Annotated in this window: 16 protein-coding genes; 10 read left to right on the forward strand and 6 right to left on the reverse strand. The window is 72.6% G+C overall.

The window, feature by feature from the left end; all coding sequences use genetic code 11:
* Positions 1–42: 42 nt before the first annotated feature.
* The 3 genes from bla to F9B16_RS35965 form a co-directional block, all read right to left on the reverse strand.
* Complete coding sequence (gene bla, locus F9B16_RS35955; protein WP_151544686.1) at positions 43–1011, reverse strand: class A beta-lactamase; 969 nt, start codon at positions 1009–1011, stop codon at positions 43–45.
* Positions 1012–1118: 107 nt separating this feature from the next.
* Positions 1119–2150 (reverse strand): magnesium transporter CorA family protein, encoded by a 1032-nt coding sequence (locus F9B16_RS35960; RefSeq protein ID WP_151544687.1) that lies wholly within the window; start codon positions 2148–2150, stop codon positions 1119–1121.
* 95 nt (positions 2151–2245) lie between these two features.
* Positions 2246–3250 (reverse strand): LacI family DNA-binding transcriptional regulator, encoded by a 1005-nt coding sequence (locus F9B16_RS35965; RefSeq protein ID WP_225992237.1) that lies wholly within the window; start codon positions 3248–3250, stop codon positions 2246–2248.
* A 114-nt stretch (positions 3251–3364) separates the two neighbouring features.
* On the opposite strand from F9B16_RS35965, the gene F9B16_RS35970 reads away from it, so the two are divergent.
* Positions 3365–4567 (forward strand): MFS transporter, encoded by a 1203-nt coding sequence (locus tag F9B16_RS35970; RefSeq protein ID WP_151544689.1) that lies wholly within the window; start codon positions 3365–3367, stop codon positions 4565–4567.
* A gap of 18 nt (positions 4568–4585) precedes the next feature.
* On the opposite strand, the gene F9B16_RS35975 is transcribed toward F9B16_RS35970, so the two are convergent.
* Positions 4586–6289 carry a dolichyl-phosphate-mannose--protein mannosyltransferase gene (locus tag F9B16_RS35975; RefSeq protein WP_151544690.1) on the reverse strand — a complete coding sequence of 568 codons (1704 nt, stop codon included), beginning with the start codon at positions 6287–6289 and terminating at the stop codon, positions 4586–4588.
* Between the two features lie 76 nt (positions 6290–6365).
* Here F9B16_RS35975 and rsmI point away from each other — a divergent pair, with 76 nt between their 5' ends.
* Both rsmI and F9B16_RS35985 read left to right on the forward strand, forming a co-directional pair.
* Positions 6366–7205: a 16S rRNA (cytidine(1402)-2'-O)-methyltransferase gene (rsmI, locus tag F9B16_RS35980; RefSeq protein WP_151544699.1), complete on the forward strand. Its 840-nt coding sequence runs from the start codon at positions 6366–6368 to the stop codon at positions 7203–7205.
* A 189-nt stretch (positions 7206–7394) separates the two neighbouring features.
* Positions 7395–7694, forward strand: coding sequence for a hypothetical protein (locus F9B16_RS35985; RefSeq protein WP_151544691.1), 300 nt, complete (start codon positions 7395–7397; stop codon positions 7692–7694).
* 50 nt (positions 7695–7744) lie between these two features.
* On the opposite strand, the gene F9B16_RS35990 is transcribed toward F9B16_RS35985, so the two are convergent.
* Positions 7745–9379 carry a glycosyltransferase family 39 protein gene (locus F9B16_RS35990; RefSeq protein ID WP_225992238.1) on the reverse strand — a complete coding sequence of 545 codons (1635 nt, stop codon included), beginning with the start codon at positions 9377–9379 and terminating at the stop codon, positions 7745–7747.
* Between the two features lie 515 nt (positions 9380–9894).
* Here F9B16_RS35990 and F9B16_RS35995 point away from each other — a divergent pair.
* Together F9B16_RS35995 and F9B16_RS36000 are read left to right on the forward strand one after the other, a co-directional pair.
* Complete coding sequence (locus F9B16_RS35995; RefSeq protein ID WP_225992239.1) at positions 9895–11235, forward strand: glycosyltransferase family 2 protein; 1341 nt, start codon at positions 9895–9897, stop codon at positions 11233–11235.
* Between the two features lie 168 nt (positions 11236–11403).
* Positions 11404–13188: a hypothetical protein gene (locus F9B16_RS36000; RefSeq protein WP_151544692.1), complete on the forward strand. Its 1785-nt coding sequence runs from the start codon at positions 11404–11406 to the stop codon at positions 13186–13188.
* 13 nt (positions 13189–13201) lie between these two features.
* Here F9B16_RS36000 and F9B16_RS36005 read toward each other — a convergent pair whose 3' ends face one another.
* Complete coding sequence (locus F9B16_RS36005) at positions 13202–14812, reverse strand: ArnT family glycosyltransferase (protein WP_151544693.1); 1611 nt, start codon at positions 14810–14812, stop codon at positions 13202–13204.
* Positions 14813–15020: 208 nt separating this feature from the next.
* On the opposite strand from F9B16_RS36005, the gene metG reads away from it, so the two are divergent.
* The 5 genes from metG to rsmA form a co-directional block, all read left to right on the forward strand.
* Positions 15021–16823: a methionine--tRNA ligase gene (metG, locus tag F9B16_RS36010; protein WP_151544694.1), complete on the forward strand. Its 1803-nt coding sequence runs from the start codon at positions 15021–15023 to the stop codon at positions 16821–16823.
* Complete coding sequence (locus tag F9B16_RS36015) at positions 16820–17650, forward strand: TatD family hydrolase (RefSeq protein ID WP_151544695.1); 831 nt, start codon at positions 16820–16822, stop codon at positions 17648–17650. The genes metG and F9B16_RS36015 overlap by 4 nt, the downstream gene beginning before the upstream one ends.
* A gap of 54 nt (positions 17651–17704) precedes the next feature.
* Positions 17705–19378 carry an FAD-binding dehydrogenase gene (locus tag F9B16_RS36020; RefSeq protein WP_151544696.1) on the forward strand — a complete coding sequence of 558 codons (1674 nt, stop codon included), beginning with the start codon at positions 17705–17707 and terminating at the stop codon, positions 19376–19378.
* A 637-nt stretch (positions 19379–20015) separates the two neighbouring features.
* Positions 20016–20810 (forward strand): transglycosylase family protein, encoded by a 795-nt coding sequence (locus F9B16_RS36025; protein ID WP_151544697.1) that lies wholly within the window; start codon positions 20016–20018, stop codon positions 20808–20810.
* Between the two features lie 18 nt (positions 20811–20828).
* Positions 20829–21711 (forward strand): 16S rRNA (adenine(1518)-N(6)/adenine(1519)-N(6))-dimethyltransferase RsmA (gene rsmA, locus F9B16_RS36030; RefSeq protein WP_151544698.1); only part of this gene is annotated, 883 nt, incomplete at its 3' end.

Genomic DNA, 21711 nt, shown 5'->3' on the forward strand with positions numbered 1-21711 from the left:
CTCATGAGGCCGTTCCCAGGGGCGGCACGCCACGACGCGGCCTCAGTGGACGGCCTTGGCGAGGATGCTCGCGGTCTTGGCGACCGCGGGTTCGTCGGCCTCGGCGCCGGCGGCGAGGCGGTTCGTGGTGATCACGATGATCAGCGGGGCGCCGGACGGGGGCCAGGCGATCGCGATGTCGTTGGCGGTGCCCCAGGTGCCGCCGGTGCCGGTCTTGTCGCCGACCGTCCAGCTCTTCGGCAGGCCGGCGCGGATGCGATGGTCGCCGGTGACCGTCTGCTTCATCCAGCCCGTCAGGCGATCGCGGTCCGCGCGGACGAGGGCGCCGCCCGCGGTGAGGGAGCGCAGGTCGCCCGCCCAGGCGCGCGGGGTGGTGGTGTCGCGGAGCTCGCCCGGCTTCCAGAGGTTGAGGTCGGTCTCCCAGCGGTCGTGGCGGGTGACGCGGTCGCCGAGGGAGCGGAGGAACGCCGTGTCGCCGGCCGGGCCGCCGATCTGCCTGAGCAGCAGGTTCCCCGCCGTGTTGTCGCTCTGGGTGATGGCCGCCTTGCACAGGGCGGACAGCGTCATCCCGGTCTTCACGTGTTTCTCGGTGACCGGCGAATTGTCGACCAGATCGCTCTTCTTGTAATGGACGACCCGGTCCATCAGGCCCGGGTCGCTCTGCCGCGCCTTGCGCAGCACCGCGCCGCACGCCATCACCTTGAAAGTTGACGCGAAAGCGAACCGCTCGTCCTCGCGGTAGGCGGCGAAACGTCCCGTCCCGGTGTCGACGGCGTACGCGCCGATGCGGTCTTTCCTGGATTTCTCGAGCGCCTTCAACTGCTCGGTAACGGCGGCCTGGGACGGAGCGGGCCGGAGGCCGGGCGAGGCGGGGAGCGGCGCGACCGCGCTCTGCGGCGCGGCCTTCCTGCCGGGGGATTCGCCGGAACCGCACGCCGCCAGGCCGGTGAGGGCGGTGGCGGACACGGCGATCGCCGCGGTCGTGCGGAGAGGGAGTCGGTTTTCGCGCATGGGGAGAGCAGACCAGAGGCCGAGCAGGCGTGTCCAATATTGATATCAGGGGCGGATCGATATCAATTCCAATATTCGCGCTGCTCGGCGGTAGCGCCGCCGCCGGATCAGAGCCAGTCGCGGAATTTGAAGACGGTATAGAGCGCGACGCTGCACACCACGATGATGACCGAACTGACGATGAAGCCCGAATGCGAGGAGAACCCCGGATACGGCACGTTCTGCCCGTAGAAGCCGGTGACCGCCGTCGGCACCGCGATGATCGCCGCCCAGCTGGTGACCTTCTTCATCACCTCGTTCATCCGGTTGCCCTGCAGCGCGATCCGGGTGTCCAGCAGGTTCGCGACGAGGTCGCGCAGGCTGTCGGTCCACTCGCCGACGCGGAGCGTGTGGTCGTAGACGTCCTGCAGGTAGGGCGCCAGCTCCGGGGCGACCATCCGCAGGTCGCGGCGGAGCAGCGTGTTCACCACCTCGCGCATCGGCAGCGCGACCCGGCGCAGCGCCACCAGGTTCTTGCGCAGCCGGAAGCTGCGCCGCTGGATCTCCCGCACCGCGAACGCCTCGTCGAAGATCATCGACTCGACCTCGTCGGCCTCGTCGTCGAGCGCCTGGACCGCGTCCAGCTGCAGGTCGACGACCATGTCGAGCAGGTGGTACAGCAGGTAGCCCGCGCCGGTCGAGGCGATGTCCACGCCGGGGCTCTCGTCCCACCGCTTGACCAGCGCGTCGATGTCGAAGCCGGGGCCCTGCCGGACGGTGACGAGCGCGCGTTTCGCCAGGAACGCCGACACCTCGTACAGCTCCAGCTCGCCGTCCCGGATCCGCGGCACGTAGACGTTCAGGAACGCGTACCCCTCGTAGCGGTCGATCTTGGCCCGCTCGTGCCGGGACACCGCGTCCTCGACCGCCACCGGGTCCAGGCCCAGCTCGTCGCTGATCACCCGCAGGTCGGCGCGCTGCGGCGCGCACAGGTCGACCCACACGACCGTGTCGTCCTGCTCGAGGTAGTCGCTGACCTGGGCGACCGGGAAGTCGTGCGCCTCCAGCGTGCCGCCCCGCCAGACGCGCGTGCGCGGCGGGGGGACCTCGATCCGGTCACCCGGGATGTGCTCGGCACCGGCTTCGGAGGGATGCGCCATGGGCCCCCTTATACCCGAGCCGCCGCAGGAACACGGAGTGCGTCCGAGATCACAGCGCGGGCGTCACAGCGCGGGCGTTGCAGCGCGCGCCTGGGTCACAGGGGCGCGCGCGGCGGTGCCGACGAGCCGCGCACCACGAGCCGGCCGGGCAGCACCCGGGGCGCCGGACGGCCGCCGTCCAGCAGGTCCAGCAGCGCGGTCATGCCCTGCGCGCCCATCTCCTCGGCGGGCAGCCGGACCGTCGTCAGCTCCGGCTCCAGCGCGGTCGCGAGCAGCACGTCGTCGAACCCGGTGACCGACACCTCGCCCGGCACGTCCAGCCCGAGCGCGCGCGCCGCCTTGTAGGCGCCCGCCGCGATCAGGTCGTCGTCGCAGACCAGCGCGGTCGGCGGGTCGGGGCGGGCGAGCAGCCGCTGCGCCGCGTCCCGGGCCGAGGCGACGTCGATCGCGCACGCCGCCCGGGCCAGCGCGCCGCCGGGCAGCGCCGCGACCTCGGCTTCGAGCACCTCGGCGCGGGCCCGGAACGTCCACTGGTCGACGCCCGCCGCGACGTGCCCGAAGCGGCGGTGCCCCAGCCCGGCCAGGTGCCGGGCGATCGCGCGCATCCCGGCGGCCACCCCGAAGTCGACGGTCGGGACGTCGGCGTCCGGGCCGCTGTCGAGCAGCACCGCGGGCGTCCCGTGGAACCGCTCCAGCGCCGCCGCCGGCATCGACGACGCCAGCACCCCGTCGATCGCCTCGTGCGGCGCGGGGAACGGGCTCTCGGCCGGGCCGTCCGCGTCGTCCGGCCAGGTGGACACCACCACGCCGAACCCGTGCCGCGCCGCGACCCGCGCCGCGCCGGTGTAGACGGGCCCGAAGAACGGCGCGGTCAGCGTCGGGACCATCAGCAGGACGGTCCGGGTGGTGCCGAGCCGCAGGTTCCGCGCGGCCTGGTTGGGCCGGTAGCCGAGCCGCTCGGCGGCGATCCGGACGCTGCGCGCGGTGGCGGGGGAGACGCGGCCGGTCCACTTGCCGCCCAGCACCAGCGACACCGTGGACTGCGAGACCCCGGCCTCCTGGGCGACGTCCTTACTGGTGGGACGGCCTGCCACCGGCACCTGGGCCTCCCTCGGGGACGTCGGACACGAAAAACAGACTAGAGCCGGGCACCCGGGAAGTGGTACGTATGACCCACGGGGTAATACGTATGACGGCATGACGGGGGCACGGAGATGCGGGGCTACGTCGTCTTCCTGCGGCGGCCGCACGCGGCACGGCTGCTCGGCGGCACGCTGTTCGGCCGGCTGCCGAACGGGATGGGCGCGCTCGCCGTCGTCCTGCACGTGCGCGCCGACGGCGGCGGCTACCCGCTCGCCGGCACCCTCGCCGCCGTCCTCGGCCTCGCGATGGCCGCCGGCCAGCCCGTCCTTGGCCGCGCCATGGACCGCTACGGCCAGCCCCGCGTCCTGCTGCCCGCCGCCTGCCTGTCCGCCGCCGGGTTCGGGCTGCTCGCCGCCGCCGGCGCCCGCCCGCTGCCCGTCGCGGTCGCCGCCGTCGTCCTCGCCGGGTTCGCCACCCCGCCGCTGGAGGCCGGGCTCCGGGCGCTGTGGCCCGACGTCCTGGACGGCCCCGAGCAGGTCGACGCCGCCTACGCCCTCGACGCCGCCGCCCAGGAGATCCTCTTCTCCGTCGGACCGCTCCTCGTCGTCGCCGCGGCCGCGATCAGCACCGAGACCGCGCTCGTCCTCACCGGCCTCGTCGGCATCGCGGGGACCCTCGTCGTCGCGCTGTCCGGGCCGTCGCGCCGCTGGACGGGCGAGCCGCGCGCCGCCGACTGGGCCGGGCCGCTGCGCTCGCCCGGCCTGCGCGTCCTGCTGACCTCCCTCGCCTGCGCCGGCATCGCGCTCGGCGTCTACGCGGTCGCCGTCGTCGCCTACGCCGAGCGCCTCGACAGCGGCATCGCGTCCGGGCTGCTCCTCGCCTGCATGGCCGCCGGGGCGCTCACCGGCGGGATCGTCTACGGCGCGCGGCCGTGGGCGGGCGAGCCGCACCGGCGGCTGCCGTGGCTGCTCGCCGCGCTCGCCGCCGGGTACGTCCCGCTGGTCCTCGCGCCCGGCCTGGCCGCGATGTCGGTGCTGGCGTTCGTCAGCGGCGTGTTCCTCGCACCCGTGCTGGCCTGCAGCTTCACCCTCGTCGACCGGCTCGCGCCGAGCGGCACCGTCACCGAGGCGTTCGCGTGGGTCGTCGCGGCGGTCGGCGCGGGCGGCGCCGCGGGCTCCGCGGTCGCCGGGTTCGGCGAGAAGCTCGCCGGGGTGCCGGGCGCGTTCGCCGGGGCCGGCATGGGCGGCGTCCTCGCGCTCGTCCTGTGCCTGCTCGGCTCGCGGACGCTGCGTCCCGCCGCCGCCCGGCCCGTCCCCGCCGAGGTCCTGTCCTGACGCGTCCGCTCCTGGGCGCTAGATCCAGGACTTGAACCAGATCCGGGCGTGCCAGTCGTCGTAGGTCAGCGTCTGCGCCGCCAGGATCGGATAGAAGTACGCGAAGTTCGCCAGCACCACCAGCAGGAACGCGCCCGCGGCGGCGGCGCCGACGAGCCGCCGCACCCCCGGCGGCACCGGCGACGGCACCGAGGCCGGGACCGGCGCGAGCCGCGCGCCGCTCGGCCCGTGCATCTCGTCCGGGAACGCGTCGCCGTCCTCGTAGGCCGGCGGATCGGCCTCCGCGGGCCGCCCGGACGCCGCCGCATGGGCTCCCACCAGCCCGGACGCCGGTCCTATCAGGTAGCCGAGCACCAGCACGACCGCCAGCACCATGAACGGGATCAGCGGCGTCGCGTAGAACAGGAACATCGTCCGGTCGCGGAACGCCGACGGGAACCAGGTCAGCCAGCCCGCGAGGAACCCCAGCACGATCGCCCCGGCCCGCCAGTCGCGCAGCACCAGCCAGATGAACAGCACCACGACCAGCGCCGCCAGCGCCCCCCACCACAGCGCGGGCGTCCCGATCCCGAGGATCTCCCGCGAGCAGCGCGACGCCCCGCACGTCTTCGGCTCGGTGTAGAAGAACGCCACCGGCCGGCGCAGGACCGGCCAGTCCCACGGCCACGACTGGTACGGGTGCTTGGCGTCCAGGTTGTTGTGGAAGTCCAGCATCTGCCGGTGGTAGTCCCACAGGTGCGGCATCGCCTCGAACGGCCGCCACCACCAGTGGCTCGACGCGTGGCCGCGCCCCCACCCGCCCGGCTTGAAGATCCAGCCGGACCAGGTCGCCAGGTACGAGACCAGCGCCACCACCACGAGCTGGACGAACGCCGGCACCGCGTCCAGCAGCAGCGCCCCGGCGATCGGGTCCCGCACGCCGGCCGCGCGCCGCGCGCCGTAGTCCCAGAGCACCACCATCAGCCCGAACGCGGCGACGTAGAACACGCCCGTCCACTTGGTGGCGCAGGCCAGGCCGAGGCAGATCCCCGCCCCCCAGCGCCACGCGTGCGCCAGGAACGGCCCGTACACCGACGTCGCGCCCGCCTCGATCTTGTCGGCGAGCTCCCGTCGCGACCGGTCACGGTCGTTCACCAGGCACGCGAACCCGGCGAGGATCCAGAACATCACGAAGATGTCCAGCAGGGCGGCCCGGCTCGTCACGAACTCCAGCCCGTCCAGCGCCAGCAGCAGCCCGGCGGCGCAGCCGAGCAGCGTCGACCCGGTCATCCTCCGGGCGACCCGGCACAGGATCAGCACCGACAAGGTGCCGGCCAGCGCGGGCACGAACCGCCACCCGAACGGCGTCGCGCCGAACGCCCACTCGCCCATCGCGATCATCCACTTGCCGAACGGCGGGTGCGCGACGAACGAGGGCCCCTGCCCCCAGATGTGCGCGTCCGGATCGGCGATCAGCAGCTTGTCGGCGTTGTCGACGGTGTTGTGCTCCCAGCCGAACTTCAGCAGGGCCAGCGCGTCCTTGGCGTAGTACGTCTCGTCGAAGACCACGGCCTTCGGCTGCCCGAGCCGGTAGAACCGCAGGAAGCCCGCGAACAGCGTCACCAGCAGCGGGCCGAGCCAGCCCGCCAGGACGCCGCCCGGGACCGCGGGGGCGAGCCACTCGCGCATCGAGGGCGGCCGCCACCGGGACGCGTTCGCCGGAGCCAGATCCGTCGTCGCCATCTCGCAATCGTAAAGCCGACTCCCGCCCGCCCGGCCCGGCCCCGGCGCGCGGCGCCCCTGGGAGGATGGGACCGTGATGGGGACTCTGGTGCTGGCGGCCGCGCCGATCGGGCGGGCCGAGGACGCGTCGGTGCGGCTGCGGAACGCGCTGGCGGGCGCGCCGGTGATCGCGGCCGAGGACACCCGGCGGCTGCGCCGGCTGGCCGCCGACCTCGGCGTGGAGCTGACCGCCCGCGTCGTGTCGTACTACGACCAGAACGAGAAGGCGCGCGCCGCCGAGCTGCTGGAGGACCTGCTCGCCGGCCGGGACGTGCTGGTGATCACCGACGCGGGGATGCCGGGCGTGTCCGACCCGGGCTACCGGCTGGTCCGCGCGGCGGTGGAGCGGGACGTGCCGGTCTCGGTGCTGCCGGGGCCGTCGGCCGTCACCACCGCGCTGGTCGTGTCGGGGCTGCCGACGGACCGGTTCTGCTTCGAGGGCTTCCCGCCGCGCAAGAAGGGCGAGCAGGCGCGGCGGCTGGAGGCCCTCGCCGCCGAGCCCCGCACCATGGTGTTCTTCGAGTCGCCGCGCCGGCTGGCGGGCACGCTGCACGCCATGGCGGCGGCGTTCGGCGCGGACCGTCCGGCCGCCGTCTGCCGGGAGCTGACCAAGACCTACGAGGAGGTCCGCCGCGGCGGCCTCGCCGAGCTGGCCGGCTGGGCCGGGGAGCGGGACGTGCGCGGCGAGATCACCCTGGTCGTCGGCGGCGCGCCGAAGCCCGCCGGGCTGTCCGACCCGGCCGACCTCGTGGCCGCCGTGGCCGCCCGGGAGGCCGCCGGAACCCCCCGCAACCAGGCGATCCGGGAGATCGCCAAGGAGAACGGCATACCACGCGGAACCGTCTACAACGCTGTCGTCGAGGCCAGGAAAGAGTGACCCCCGGCGGAACGATCCAAAGGGTGATTTCGGGGGAATAGGTCCCTCGGTGGCCCGCGCTGGACCACTATGGGACCGGCGGAGCCACCACCGAGTGGGACCCCGCGGCTCAGAGCCCGGCGCGAGCCGGGAAGACGGCACGAGATGCCGCCGGTAGCGCGAGATGGCGTCACCGAGGGGGTGAGGGCCATGCAGGACGCATGGTCGAGCCGTGAGGCATGGGTCTACGAATGCCTGTGCTGCGAGACGACCTGGGACGAGGTTCTCGAGGTCCGTCATTTCGGCGATGGCCACGGTAACGAGGCCGTCATCTACGAGCGGAACGGCCAGCCGTGCACGACACCGTGGACGGACTGCCTGTGCCCGAAATGTCAGAGCCGGAACGTCAAGGCGTGGGCGGCGTCCCGCAAGGCGAACGAGCTTCCGCCGGCCCGCGACGGCAACGACGTGGCGATGGTGTTCCACCTCCGCCGCATCCACGCCTGGTGACACGACGGCCCGGCCGCCGGTGACGCCGCGGGCGGGCCCGGGGGCGATCGTCAGCGGGCGGTGACCTCCGGGACCTTCCGCCCGACGGGCTCGGACGGGACGTCCAGCGCCCCGGCCGGGCCCGGGCGGCCGCGCAGCCGCCGCCACCAGCCGTCCAGCCGGTGCCGGACCTCCGGCGTGAACGCCATCCCGGCGGCGAGGGCCGCCAGCGGGACGGCCGGCAGCACGTACCGGTAGTCGAACTCGGCGGTCGCGGCGGGCGCGAGCAGCAGCCCGGTCGCCAGCGTCCACGGCAGCAGCGCCTCGCCGCCGAACCGCCGCCACAGCGCCACCATGCCGCCGAGCCCGAGCAGCAGCACACTGCCGAGCATCGTCCCGCGCAGGTAGACCACGTCCTGGTAGCCGCGCATGACGCCGCCGAACGGCTCGATCACCCGGGTGCGGGCGTCGCCGTGCTCGTAGGACCGGGCCTCGCCGGACGCGGTCGAGTCGGCGTCCATCCGCCAGTCGGGCAGCGCGTTGCTCTTCTTGCCGAACTCGTACTGCGAGTACGTCGCCTTGTCCGGGAAGACCGTCCGGTCCCATCGGAACACGCGGAAGAAGTCGTGCGCGACGACCTTCAGGTAGTCGCCGGGCTGGCCGAGGATGGCGCGCTTGGCGAAGTCGTTGCTGGCCGCGTTGTTCTCGGGGCTGAACCGCGTCCCGGGGAAGCGGTTCAGCGGCGAGGCCGCGTTCCAGATGCCGTCCTGCGAGTTCGGCAGCCGGTTCGCCGGCTCGGTGCACAGCGGGTACTCGCTGACCGGCAGCCCGTGCATCTTGTGGCAGTCGGCGAACTTGTAGGCCCGCGCGTACAGGAAGATGCCGTTGCTCTCCGTGATCGCGAACTTGCCGCTGTCCACCTTGTACCAGGTCATGTACGACAGCACCGGCAGCGCGCACGCCGCCGCCGTGATCGCCATCGTCCGCCAGCCCATCCGCCGGATCAGCATGAACGCCAGCACGCCGAGCAGCACCGGCGCGCCGACCGACCGGGTCAGCCAGGAGAACCCCACGATCAGGCCGATCGCCAGCGCGATCTTCCAGGACGGGCGGTCGTGCCAGAGCAGCAGCGTCACCGCGCACATCACCAGGAAGGTGAACGTGGTGTCGGACAGGACGAGGTGCTCCAGTTGGATCTGGTAGGCGTCGAACAGCACCGGCACCGTGGCGAGCGAGGCGCCCCAGCCGGGCAGCCCGAACTTGCGGCGCAGCAGCGCGTAGATCATCACGCCCATGCCCAGGCCCATGAGGTGCTGGACGGCGGCGACCAGCGCGAAGCTGTGGAACGGCTTCAGCGCCCACAGCAGGAACGAGTAGCCGTCGGGCCGCAGCGGGTGCGGGTACAGCCCCATCGCCACGTGCAGGTAGTCGAAGCTGTCGTTGAAGAACATCACCGGCTGGTAGCCGACCATCGCGACCACCCGCAGCAGCGCCGCTGTGGCAATGATCACACTGAAGATCGGATGCCGCCGGACCCGCGCCCACGTTCCGGTGGCGCGCGCGCCGAGCCAGTAGGCGATGCGGCGCCCGAGCGGTCCGCTCGCGGTCGCATCCAGGGCGGCGGCGGTGGCGCCTCCGGTGGCGGCCTCGCCGCCGTCGCCGGACGGCGCGCCGTCCTTCGCCCGGTCCTTCATGTCCGCTTTCACGGCGCCATTTCCGGCGTCGGCGGAGGGCGTCTCCGCGTCCGCCGGGGAACCGTTCCCGGCATCGGGTCCCCCGGGCGTGTCGCGGGCCGTTCCAGACCCTTCCCCGACGGCCCCGGTCCCCGCCGTGACCTCGGTGGTCTCCGCCGTGCCCGCGTCCGCCGCGGCCCCCTTCAGCTCGGCACCGCGCGGCGATTCGACAGCCACTTCGGCACCTCCCCTCCGCCGCTCTGATCTCGGACCCGTGGCACTGCGTCCTCCGCCGCGCGTCACAGTCGACCCACCCTTTCCGGGCCGCCATACCCGTATGCTTGACGTCCTAGCCTGCCGCCCGGTTCGCGGCGGAGAGGGTTTTTCGGTTGCAAGTAGGCAACACGATACGGGTGCTCTTATGGAGAGCGGCCACCATCACCGGTCCTCGGCAGGCATCATGAACGACGACGGGCCGCCGGGCGGATACACCATGACAGCAGACAACCGCACCGCCAACGGTCACCAGGGGTAACGAAGGAGATCGCGTGGAACTCTCCGTAGTGATGCCATGCCTGAACGAGGCCGAAACGGTCGAGACCTGTGTCCGCAAGACGATCGGCTTCTTCGAGGACAGCGGTATCGACGGCGAGGTCGTCATCGCCGACAACGGCAGCACCGACGGCAGCCAGCAGCTCGCCCGGGACGCGGGGGCGCGCGTCGTCCCCGTGGTCGACAAGGGCTACGGCAACGCCCTCATGGGCGGGATCCGGGCCGCGCGCGGCAAGTACGTGGCGATGGGCGACGCCGACGACTCCTACGACTTCACCACCCTCGGCCCGTTCCTGGACGAGCTGCGCGACGGCGCGGACCTCGTCATGGGCAACCGGTTCAAGGGCGGCATCGCGCCCGGCGCCATGCCGCCGCTGCACCGCTACCTCGGCAACCCGGTGCTCAGCTTCGTCGGCCGGCTGTTCTTCGGCAGCAAGATCGGCGACTTCCACTGCGGGCTGCGCGCGTTCGACCGCGACGCGATCCTGCGGCTCGGCCTGCAGACCGGCGGCATGGAGTTCGCCAGCGAGATGGTCGTCAAGGCGACCCTGCAGAAGTACGACATCCGCGAGGTCCCGACGACGCTGTCGCCGGACGGCCGGACCCGCGCCCCGCACCTGAACACCTGGCGGGACGGCTGGCGGCACCTGCGCTTCCTCATGCTGTACAGCCCGCGCTGGCTGTTCCTGATCCCCGGCCTGGTCTTCATGACCCTCGGCCTGCTCGCCGGCGTCGCGATCTCCACCGGGCCGGTGCGGATCGGCGCGATCGCCTTCGACGTCGACACCCTCGTCGGCGCGTCCGCCGCGCTGGTGATCGGCTTCCAGGCGGTGCTGTTCGCGCTGCTCACCAAGGTGTACGCGATGCAGGAGGGATTCCTTCCGCACGACCGCCGGGTGCAGAGGCTCATCGACTGGTGGGGCCTGGAGCGCGGCCTGCTGACCGGCGGGCTGCTGGCCATCGCGGGCCTCGCCGGCCTCGTCGCCTCGCTGCTGCACTGGCGCGGGCACAGCTTCGGTGAGCTGGACCCGCGCGACTCGCTGCGCATCGTCGTGCCGTCCGCGACCGCGCTGGTCATGAGCTTCCAGGTGATGTTCGCGTCGCTGTTCGTCAGCATCCTCGGCATCCGCCGCCGCCAGCACCCGCCGCTCACCGACGCCGCCGAGGAGGCCGCCGGAGTGGTGGACGCCGCCGCGCACAAGGTCGCGGGCGAGCGCCGGACCGTGGCCGCCGGGGCGGACGCCGCCGCGGACGGCGAGGAGGCGGAGAAGCCCGCCGCGGACGCCGCCGAGCCCGCCGAGGTGGCCGAGGCCGCCGGGACGCCGGACGAGCGCTGACCGCCGCCCGGGCCGTCCCGTCGCGGCGCCGTGACGGAGCGTGTCCGAAGCCGAGAACTTGCTGAGCGTTTCCCGGCCCGCTACGCCGCCCCGCCCGGCGCTGTGACACGCTGAAACGAACATGGATCTTCCTTCCCTGACCGCGCGCGGCCGGCGGACCGGGCGGCCGTGAGCACCGAGGCCGCGCCGCCGGTCCTTTCCCGTCCGCCCTCCGCGCCCTCGCCCGGAAGGGACGTCCCGCCGTCGGTGGGGCGGCGCCGCTGGGTGCTGCTGTTCGTCCTCGGCTGGGCGATGCAGGTCGCGGTGCGGCTGTGGCTGGCGTCCGGGCAGACGATGCCGGTGGCGACGCCGGACGAGTCGGGGTACCTGTTCGCCGCGCGGGTGCTGACCGGCGGTCCCGACGCCGACATGTCGTACGGGACGGTGTACCGGGGCGGCTACCCGCTGCTGCTGACGCCGGTGCTGTGGATCGCGCACGACCCGGTGAGCGTCTACCGGGGCGCGCTGATCGTGAACGCCCTGATCAGCGCGCTGATGATGCCGCTGGCCTACCTGATGCTGCGGGCGCTCCGGGTGCGCCGGCGCTGGTCGTACCTGTTCGCGCACGTCACGGCGCTGCTGCCGGGCGTGCTGTTCTTCTCCGAGTTCGCGCTGACGGACGCGGTCCTGCCGGTGGTCGTGGTGGGGTGGCTGCTGCTCGTCCATTCCTGGCTGCACACCGGGCGCTCGCCCGCCGGGGAGACGCCGCGGGTCGCGCTGTACGGGGCGGGCGCGTCGCTGCTGGTCGCGTTCGCCTACACCTCGCATACGCGCGGGACGATCCTTCTGGGCGTCCACGCCGTGCTCTTGGCGGCCGCACTGGTGTTCCGGTGGCGGCCATGGCGGAGCGTCGCGGTGTCGACATTCGTCCTCGCCGCGGCGGTCGGCGCAGGGACGCTGCTGAACCGTTCGCTGCTGCCGCACATGTACCCGTCCGGCGACAACGACCTGAGCGGGAACCTCGTCCGCCGCGTCACCACGCAGGACGGCTGGGCCTGGATGCTGTCGCTCGGCACCGGCCAGATCTGGTACCAGGCCGTCGCGACGGGCGGGATCGCGGCGATCGGCCTCATCACGGTCGCGGTCGCCGCCGCCCGGCGCGGCACGCCGCTGCGGCAGCGCACGCTGGCGCTCGGCGTCCTCGCGATCGTGGCGGGCATCGCGTTCGCGACGTCGGCGGCGCTCCCGGTCGAGTACCGCGTCGGCAACTACGTCTACGGCCGCTACCTGGCGTGCATCACCCCGGTCCTGTTCATGGTGGGGATCGCGGTGCTGCTGCGGGCGTCGCGGCGGACGCTGGCGCTCGTTGCCGCGTCCGCCGCAGTGCTGACCGTCCTCGCTGCGTGCGTGGTCCAGTGGTACGCGGGCGACCTGCTGACCCGGTACACGTTCACGTCGTACGACTTCCCGGAGACGTCGTTCCTGACCTGGGACTGGAAGGCGTTCGAGCTGTGGCACGCCACCGCCGCCGGGCTCGTCCTCCTCGGCCTCGCCGTGTCCGCGGTGCTGCTGCGCCGCCGCGGCCCGGCGCTGCTCGCCGGGCTCCTCGCCGTGGTGGCGCTCGCGATGTCGGTCACCGCCACCGACCGGATCGCCCACCCGCTGGTCGCCGCCGAGACCGGGCACACCGACCTGCGCGGGATCCCCGGCCTGCGCGACGCCCGGTCCGTCGCGATCGACTGGAACGTCCCGTGGACGATCCGCCTGGGCCAGTACTACTGGGCCTGGTGGAGCGACGGCAGCGTCTTCAACGCCCAGACCACCCCGGCCCCCCGGAACGCGGACATGGTCATCATGTGGTGGCCCAAGAACGTCCCGGCGGAGCGGTCCTGGCCGCACGGCGCGCCCGCGGGCTGGAAGGTCGTCGACAGCCGCCGCACCGTCGAGGGCGACTGGGTCGCCTGGACCCGCTGACCCCGAGGGCGGGTCAGCCGGTGGCGCCGGGCGGCGGGTTCCACAGCTGCAGGACGCCGTCGGACGACCGCCACATCAGCCGCCAGCCCTTCGCCGGGTCCGGCCGCCAGCCCCCGGCGATCTGCGACTCCTGGCCGCGCCAGTGCGTGTACAGCATCGGCCCCTGGAGGGCGTCGAGCGGGAGCTGCGGGACGTAGTGCGGGAAGTCGCGGATCTCGCCGTGCCAGATCTGCTTGCCCCACATGTCCCGCGTGTAGAACGTCAGGGTCTGCGCGAGGCGCCGGTCCGCGCAGATCAGCTTCATGTCCTGGTGCTTGCCGAGGTAGATCCGCAGCTGGTTCCACGCCGTGTCGCGCGGCAGCTCCGGGACGGCCGTCACGGCGGCCCACACGTACGCGCCGCCGAGCACCGCCGCCACGGCCGGGACGGCCACGGTCCGCAGCCGCAGCCGCGCGACCAGGCCGTCCGGGATCATCCTGAACATCAGGATCAGCGACCCGAACCCGCCGGCCAGCAGCGCGGGCAGCACCCCGAACCAGTACCGCTGCAGCCAGGCGCGCAGCGAGATGCTGTGCGGGTCGAGCACCCCGGAGAAGATCGTCAGCGGGACGGCGAGGGTGAAGAACCACACCAGCACGAGCGCGAGCCGCCGGTCCCGGGTGACCGCGAACCCCACGATCGTCAGGGCCAGCGCCGCGACGAAGATCACGCCGAGCGGGTTCCAGTCGTGCATGGCGCGCAGGAACGACCGGGCCGCCAGCCCGCGCGTCACGTAGTCGCGGGACTCGCCGCCGTGCTCGGCCGCCGAGATCAGCCCGGCGAGCGGGTTGCCCCACACGATCTGGTTGTGGACGAAGTTGAACACCAGCACGACCGCCATCGGCGCGCCGACCGTGACGTTGCGCCGCCACGGGATCCGCAGCAGCGCCAGGTAGGCGGGGATCGCCAGGAACAGGAACGCCAGGAACTCCCGGACGAGGAACGAGCAGCCGAGCAGGAACCCCGCCGCCAGCAGGAACCTGGTCTGGACGCGTCCCGTCCGGCGGCTCGCCACCACCAGCGCCGCCATCCCGATCGCGAACAGCCCGGCGCCCGGCATGTCGGGCAGCATCACCCCGGTCGACCAGGTGATCTCGTGGCCGTACGGGTTGGTCATCGTGAAGAACGGGTGGACCAGCAGGACCCCGGCCGACAGCAGGCCCGCGACGTCGCCGAACAGCGCCCGCACCACCAGGTACGTGCCGACGAAGAACGCGATCCCGCCGAGCGCGGCGATCACGAAGTAGGCGGCCTGACCGGGGCCGAGGACGTCCTGGACGAGCCGCGCGGGCAGCACCAGCCCGATCCGCGTCACCTGGTGCGGGACCTCGTCGAACGGGAAGACGCCGAGCGGGATGTCGGGCCAGTCGCGGGCCGCGAGCCACACGTAGTACGGGTCGAAGTACAGCGGCGGGGTCATCAGCACCCACTGCGCGGTCACCGCGCAGACCCCGACGAGCAGCGCCAGCCACCACACGCGGCGGGTGCGGCGGATCCGGGCGATCAGCCTCCGGGGCGCCCCGTCCGCCCGTCCGGTGGTCGTTTCCTGCGTGACGGCCGGCTGGTCGGCCGTGGTCTGCGGCATGGCTGGCTTCTGCCCCTGGCTGGACGACGAGCTGGACTGCGCTTGGCGCCGGACCAGGCTACTCGCGTGCCGGACCCGCCGTAGTCGGCCGTGCCGGATCTGCAGCAACCTTCCAGCCGGCGTCCCGCCTCGATCGCGCCGGAGGGAGTTATCCACAGGTGGCGATATTGGTGCGGTTCAACGGGACGGCGCGACTACCCTTGATTTCATGTCCTCGTCAAGCCGACACATCCTGACCGCGCCCGCCTGGCCGTACGCCAACGGGCCCCGTCACATCGGGCACGTCTCCGGTTTCGCGCTGCCCGCCGACATGTTCAGCCGCTACCAGCGGATGGCGGGCAACCAGGTCCTGATGGTCAGCGGCACCGACGAGCACGGCACGCCGATCCAGGTGCAGGCCGACAAGGAGGGCGTGACCGCCCGCGAGCTGGCCGACCGGTACAACGCCGTGATCGCCGAGGACCTGCACGGCCTCGGCATGACCTACGACCTGTTCACCCGGACGACCACGCTGAACCACTACGCGATCGTCCAGGAGGTCTTCAAGGGCCTGCACGACAACGGCTACATCTTCCCGACCACGACGATGGGCGCGATCTCGCCGTCCACCGGCCGGACGCTCCCGGACCGCTACATCGAGGGCACCTGCCCGATCTGCGGGTACGACGGCGCGCGCGGCGACCAGTGCGACAACTGCGGCAACCAGCTCGACCCGATCGACCTGATCAACCCGGTGTCGCGGATCAACGGCGAGAAGCCGGCGTTCGTCGAGACCGAGCACTTCATGCTCGACCTGCCCGCCTTCACCGAAGTGCTCGGCCGGTACCTGCGCGGCAAGCAGAGCGGGTCGCTGGCGTGGCGGCCGAACGTGGTGAAGTTCGCGCTGAACCTGCTGGACGACATCCAGCCCCGGGCGATCAGCCGCGACATCGACTGGGGCGTGCCGATCCCGCTGGACGGCTGGCGCGAGAACCCGGCGAAGAAGCTGTACGTGTGGTTCGACGCCGTCGTCGGGTACCTGTCGGCGTCCGTGGAGTGGGCGCGGCGCTCGGGCGACCCGGACGCGTGGCGCGCCTGGTGGCAGGACCCGGACGCCCTGTCGTACTACTTCATGGGCAAGGACAACATCGTCTTCCACGCCGAGATCTGGCCGGCGATGCTGCTCGGCTACAGCGGCCAGGGCGACAAGGGCGGCAAGCCCGGCTCGCTGGGCACGCTGAACACCCCGACGGAGGTCGTGTCGTCGGAGTACCTGACGATGGAGGGCCGCAAGTTCTCCTCGTCCCGCCAGGTGGTCATCTACGTCAAGGACTTCCTGGAGCGCTACGACGTCGACGCCCTGCGCTACTACGTCGCCGTCGCCGGCCCCGAGAACAACGACACCGACTTCACCTGGTCGGAGTTCGTCCGCCGCAACAACGACGAGCTGGTCGCCGCGTGGGGCAACCTCGTCAACCGGTCGGTGAACATGGCCGCGAAGAACTTCGGCGCGATCCCCGAGCCCGGCGACCTCAACGACGCCGACCGCGCCCTGATGGAGCGCAGCCGGAACGGGTTCGCGGCGGTCGGCGCCGAGCTCGAGCGGTCCCGCTTCAAGAACGCGATCACCGAGGCGCTCGACGTCGTCCGGGACGCCAACCGGTACCTGTCCGACCAGGCGCCCTGGAAGCTGAAGGACGACCCGGCCCGCGTCCAGTCGATCCTGCACACCGCGCTGCAGGTCGTCGACGACGCCAAGACGCTGCTGACCCCGTTCCTGCCGAACTCCTCGCAGAAGGTGTACGAGCTGCTCGGCGGCGAGGGCGTGTGGAGCGGCATGCCGCGGCTGGAGACGGTCTCGGAGGAGGGCGGCCCCGACTACACGGTCCTCACCGGCGACTACGACACCGCGGCGCGGTGGGAGTCGACGCCGATCAAGCCCGGCGTCCCGCTCGCGAAGCCGACCCCGCTGTTCAAGAAGCTCGACACGTCCGTGGTGGACGAGGAGCTCGCCCGGCTGGAGGCGGAGTGAGCCCGGCGGACGACCAGGGCGGCGAGGCCGCCCGGTCGTTCCCGCCGCTGCCCGAGCGGCTCCCGGTCGACGTGTTCGACAGCCACTGCCACCTCGACATCGTCGAGACGCCGGTCAGCGAGCAGCTGCACTCGGCGAAGGCGGCGGGGATCACCCGGATCGTCACGATCGGCTGCGACCTGCCGTCCTCCCGGTTCGCGGTCGACGCCGCGGCCGAGTTCGACGACGTGTACGCGGGCGTCGCGATCCACCCGAACGAGACCACGGGCATCAACGACGACGTCCTGCACGACATCGAGGCGATGGCGGCGCACCCGAAGGTGCGGGCGATCGGCGAGACGGGCCTGGACTACTACCGCGACTGGGCGCCGAAGTCCGACCAGCACACCGCGTTCCGCGCCCACATCGCGATCGCCAAGCGCACCGGCAAGGCCCTCGTGATCCACGACCGCGAGGCCCACGACGACGTCCTGGCCATCCTCCGCGAGGAGGGCGCGCCCGAGAAGGTGGTGTTCCACTGCTTCTCCGGCGACGCCGCCATGGCGAAGGTCTGCGCCGACCGCGGCTACGTGATGAGCTTCGCCGGGAACGTCACGTTCAAGAACGCCGAGCCGCTGCGCGAGGCGCTGCGCGTCGCGCCCCTCGACCTCGTCCTCGTCGAGACCGACGCGCCGTTCCTCACCCCGGTCCCGAACCGCGGCAAGCCGAACGCCTCGTACTTGATCCCGCACACCGTCCGGGCGATGGCCGAGGTCAAGGGCGTCGACCTGGCCGAACTCTGCACCGCCATCGCGGCCAACGGGGAACGCACCTTCGGCCCGTGGTGACCTCGTAGTTGGGCGCGCCTTCCCCTGGGCATAGGGCCAGGGGAAGGAGGCGGGATGGACGCGGACGTCATCGTCGTCGGCGCGGGGCTCGCCGGGCTGGTCGCCGCGCACGAGCTGACCGCGCGCGGCCGCCGGGTCGCGCTGGTGGAGCAGGAGAACGCCGCGAACCTGGGCGGCCAGGCGTTCTGGTCGCTCGGCGGCCTGTTCCTGGTGGACACCCCGGAGCAGCGGCGGCTCCGCGTCCGGGACTCCTTCGACCTGGCCTGGAACGACTGGCAGGGCAGCGCCCGCTTCGACCGCCTCGACGACGAGGACGCCTGGGCGGTCCGGTGGGCCCGCGCCTACGTGGAGTGGGCCGCCGGGGAGAAGCGGGCATGGCTGGCGTCCCACGGCGTCCGCCTGACCCCCGTCGTCGGCTGGGCCGAGCGCGGCGACCTCCGCGCCGACGGCCACGGCAACTCCGTGCCGCGCTTCCACATCGCCTGGGGGACGGGCACCGGTGTCGTCGCGCCGTTCGTCCGCAGCGCCCGCCTCGCCGCCGACGAGGGCCTCCTCACCTTCCACCACCGCCACCGCGTGGACGGCCTGACCCTCACCGGCGGCACGGTGACCGGCGTGCACGGCACCGTCCTCGCCGACGACGACTCGCCGCGCGGCGTCGCGTCCAACCGCGAAGAGGCGGGGACGTTCGAGCTGTCGGCCCAGGCGGTGATCGTCACCAGCGGCGGCATCGGCGGGAACCACGAGATGGTCCGCCGGTACTGGCCCGACCGCCTCGGCACCGCACCCGCCCGCATGATCACCGGCGTGCCCGCCTACGTGGACGGCCGGATGCTCGACATCAGCGCCGCCGCCGGGGTCCGCCTCGTCAACCGCGACCGGATGTGGCACTACACCGAGGGCGTGCGCAACTGGGACCCGGTCTGGCCCGGCCACGCCATCAGGATCCTGCCGGGCCCCTCCCCGATGTGGTTCGACGCCCTCGGACGGCGCCTCCCCGCGCCCTGCCTCCCCGGCCACGACACCCTCGCGACCCTCGAGCACCTGCGCACCACGCCCGACATCGCCGCCTACGACCACTCCTGGTTCGTCCTCACCCAGAGGATCATCGAGCGGGAGTTCGCGCTGTCGGGCTCGGAGCAGAACCCCGACATCACCAGCGGCGACCGCAGGGCGGTGCTGCGGGAACGCGTCCTGTCGAAGGGCGCGCCCGCCCCGGTCGAGGCGTTCAAGCGCCACGGCGCCGACTTCGTCGTCGCCGCCACCCTCGACCAACTCGTGGCCGGCATGAACGCCCTCACCGACGAGCCGCTCCTCGACGCCGCCCGCCTGCGCCGCCAGATCGAGTCCCGCGACCTGCAGACGACCAACCCGTTCAGCAAGGACGCCCAGGTCCAGGACATCCGAAATTCGCGCCGCTACCTGGGCGACCGGCTCAGCCGCACCGCCGTCCCGCACCGCATCCTCGACCCGTCCGCCGGCCCGCTCATCGGCGTGAAACTGCACGTCCTCACCCGCAAGACGCTGGGCGGCATCCAAACCGACCTGGACTCCCGCGCTCTCGGCCTGGACGGCCGCCCCATAGCCGGCCTGTACGCGGCGGGCGAGGTCGCCGGCTTCGGCGGCGGAGGCGTCCACGGCTACAACGCTCTCGAAGGAACGTTCCTAGGCGGCTGCCTCTTCTCCGCCCGAGCCGCCGGCCAAGCCACCGCCCAAGCAACAACCTAAAAACCCCAGCGAGCAACCTGCCCACACAGGTCCATGAGCGCTCGGGACCCAACTCGGCGATGCCCCCGCGCGCCCGACAACCCACCGAGGCTCCCAAGCGGATAGGCGCGGATAGCCGGGACGGGAGCGAAACCCCGCACAGGCGGAAAGGGATCGTCCGTAAGCTGAGGATGCAGCGACCCGAGCGTTGCGATCGCGTGCGAAGCCAGGTTCGAGCCTGCGAGAACTTGATCGCGCAGCGAGGCCCCCAGGGCCGAGTCGGAGCGATGCAGCGATCGCCGCTTTGTTCGCCGAAGGGAGGCCCCCAGGGCCGACCGCCAAGAACAAAGCATTAAGGACGGTGCGGACGGCCGGGCTCTGGCCGTCCGCACCGGCCCCCTGGCCTCTTCGCGGGCTTCCGCGCCCTGGACACCCGCGTTCGGCGTGGGCTCCCTTCTCTTCGAGGTGGACTCTCGATTACTGAACGTAGTCAGTTGGTGACTCTGTGAATATGACCGTTCGGGTTCGCATCTTCTTACCTGAGGGGGCGGGGGGACCCGTGTGGGCGTTGAGGTGGCGGGGGACGGGCGTTCCGCTCTAGGGTCTGGCCGTTGAGCGGGCGACCCCCCAGGCCCGCTCGGCTCCCCCTGGAGGAACGGTGCGTCGAGCCCCTGCGACTTCTGCTGTCCTGATCGCGACGGTGCTGCTGGCGACGGCGTGCGGCGGCGGTGGTTCGCCGAAGCCGCGGTCGACGGTGCGGGTGGCGGACGCGCCGAGGGCGTCCGCGCCGGCGCCGCGCAAGGTGGTCATCGTGGTGGACGGGAAGAAGACGACGACGATGACGACCGGGACGACGGTCCAGCAGGTGCTGGACCAGGCCGGTGTGAAGCTCGGCCGGTACGACCTGGTGAAGCCGGCGCGCGAGCAGCCCGCCGGGGGCGTGGTGAAGGTGCTGCGGCTGCTGTCGAAGCCGGTGACGAGGACGGTGCGGGTGCCGGCGCCGACGATCGAGAAGAAGAGCGCGTCGGTGCCGCCGTGGTCGCAGAAGGAGTTGCGCAAGGGCAAGGCCGGCATCAAGGTCGTGCAGATGGCGTACGTCCGGCGGAAGGGCAAGAAGGTCAGGGCGGTCATCGCGCAGAAGGTGAAGCGCAAGCCGGTGGCGCGGATCGTGGCGGTGGGGCCGAAGTCGGCGGGGACGGGCGCGGCGGCGAAGCTGAACTGGGCGGGGCTGGCGAACTGCGAGTCGCACGGCAACCCCAAGGCGGTGAACCCGTCCGGCTACTACGGGCTGTACCAGTTCTCGCTGTCGTCGTGGGCGTCGGTCGGCGGGTCGGGCAGGCCGTCGGACGCGAGCGCCGGCGAGCAGACGTACCGGGCGCAGCTGCTCTACAACCGGGTGAACGGGCGGTGGCAGGGGCAGTGGCCGGTATGCGGGAAGTTCCTGTTCTCCTGACCTGCCACACTTGTTCTCATGGGGGAGAGACGGGGGCTGCTCGGTCCGGCGGACGTGCGGGAGCTGGCGGCGCGGCTGGGCATCAGGCCGACCAAGACGCTCGGGCAGAACTTCGTCATCGACGCCAACACCGTGCGGCGGATCGTGCGGGCCGCGGACCTGGGGCCGGACGATGTGGTCATCGAGGTCGGGCCGGGGCTGGGGTCGCTGACGCTGGCGCTGCTGCCGGAGGCGCGGCGGGTGGTGGCGGTGGAGATCGATCCGGTGCTGGCGGCGGAGCTGCCCGCGACGGCGGCCGCGCGGGAGCCGGAGCTGGCGGACCGGCTGGAGGTCGTCCGCGCCGACGCGATGAAGATCACATCGGTGCCGGGGCCGGCGCCGACGGCGCTGGTGGCGAACCTGCCCTACAACGTCGCGGTGCCGGTGGTCCTGCGTCTGCTGGAGGTGCTGCCGTCGCTGCGGTCGGCGCTGGTCATGGTGCAGGCGGAGGTCGCGGACCGGATGACGGCCGCGCCGGGGAGCAAGATCTACGGGGTGCCGTCGGTGAAGCTCGCCTGGTACGGGGAGGCGCGCCGCGCCGGTCCGGTGGGCCGGGCGGTGTTCTGGCCGGTGCCGAACGTCGATTCCGGGCTGGTCGCGTTCACGCGGCGGGATCCGCCGCCGGCCGCCGCGTCCCGCGAGCGGGTGTTCGCGGTGGTGGACGCGGCGTTCGCGCAGCGCCGCAAGACGCTGCGGGCGGCGCTGGCGGGCTGGGCGGGGTCGGCGGCGGAGGCGGAGCGGGCGCTGCGCGCGGCGGGCGTTGATCCGCGGGCGCGGGGCGAAGCTCTGGACGTGGCCGCCTTCGCCCGTATTGCCGAGTATGGTCCTTCCAGCGAGGGGGACGGCGCTCCCGGCGCCCCGG

Source organism: Actinomadura montaniterrae (assembly GCF_008923365.1).
Classification (GTDB): Bacteria; Actinomycetota; Actinomycetes; order Streptosporangiales; family Streptosporangiaceae; genus Spirillospora; species Spirillospora montaniterrae.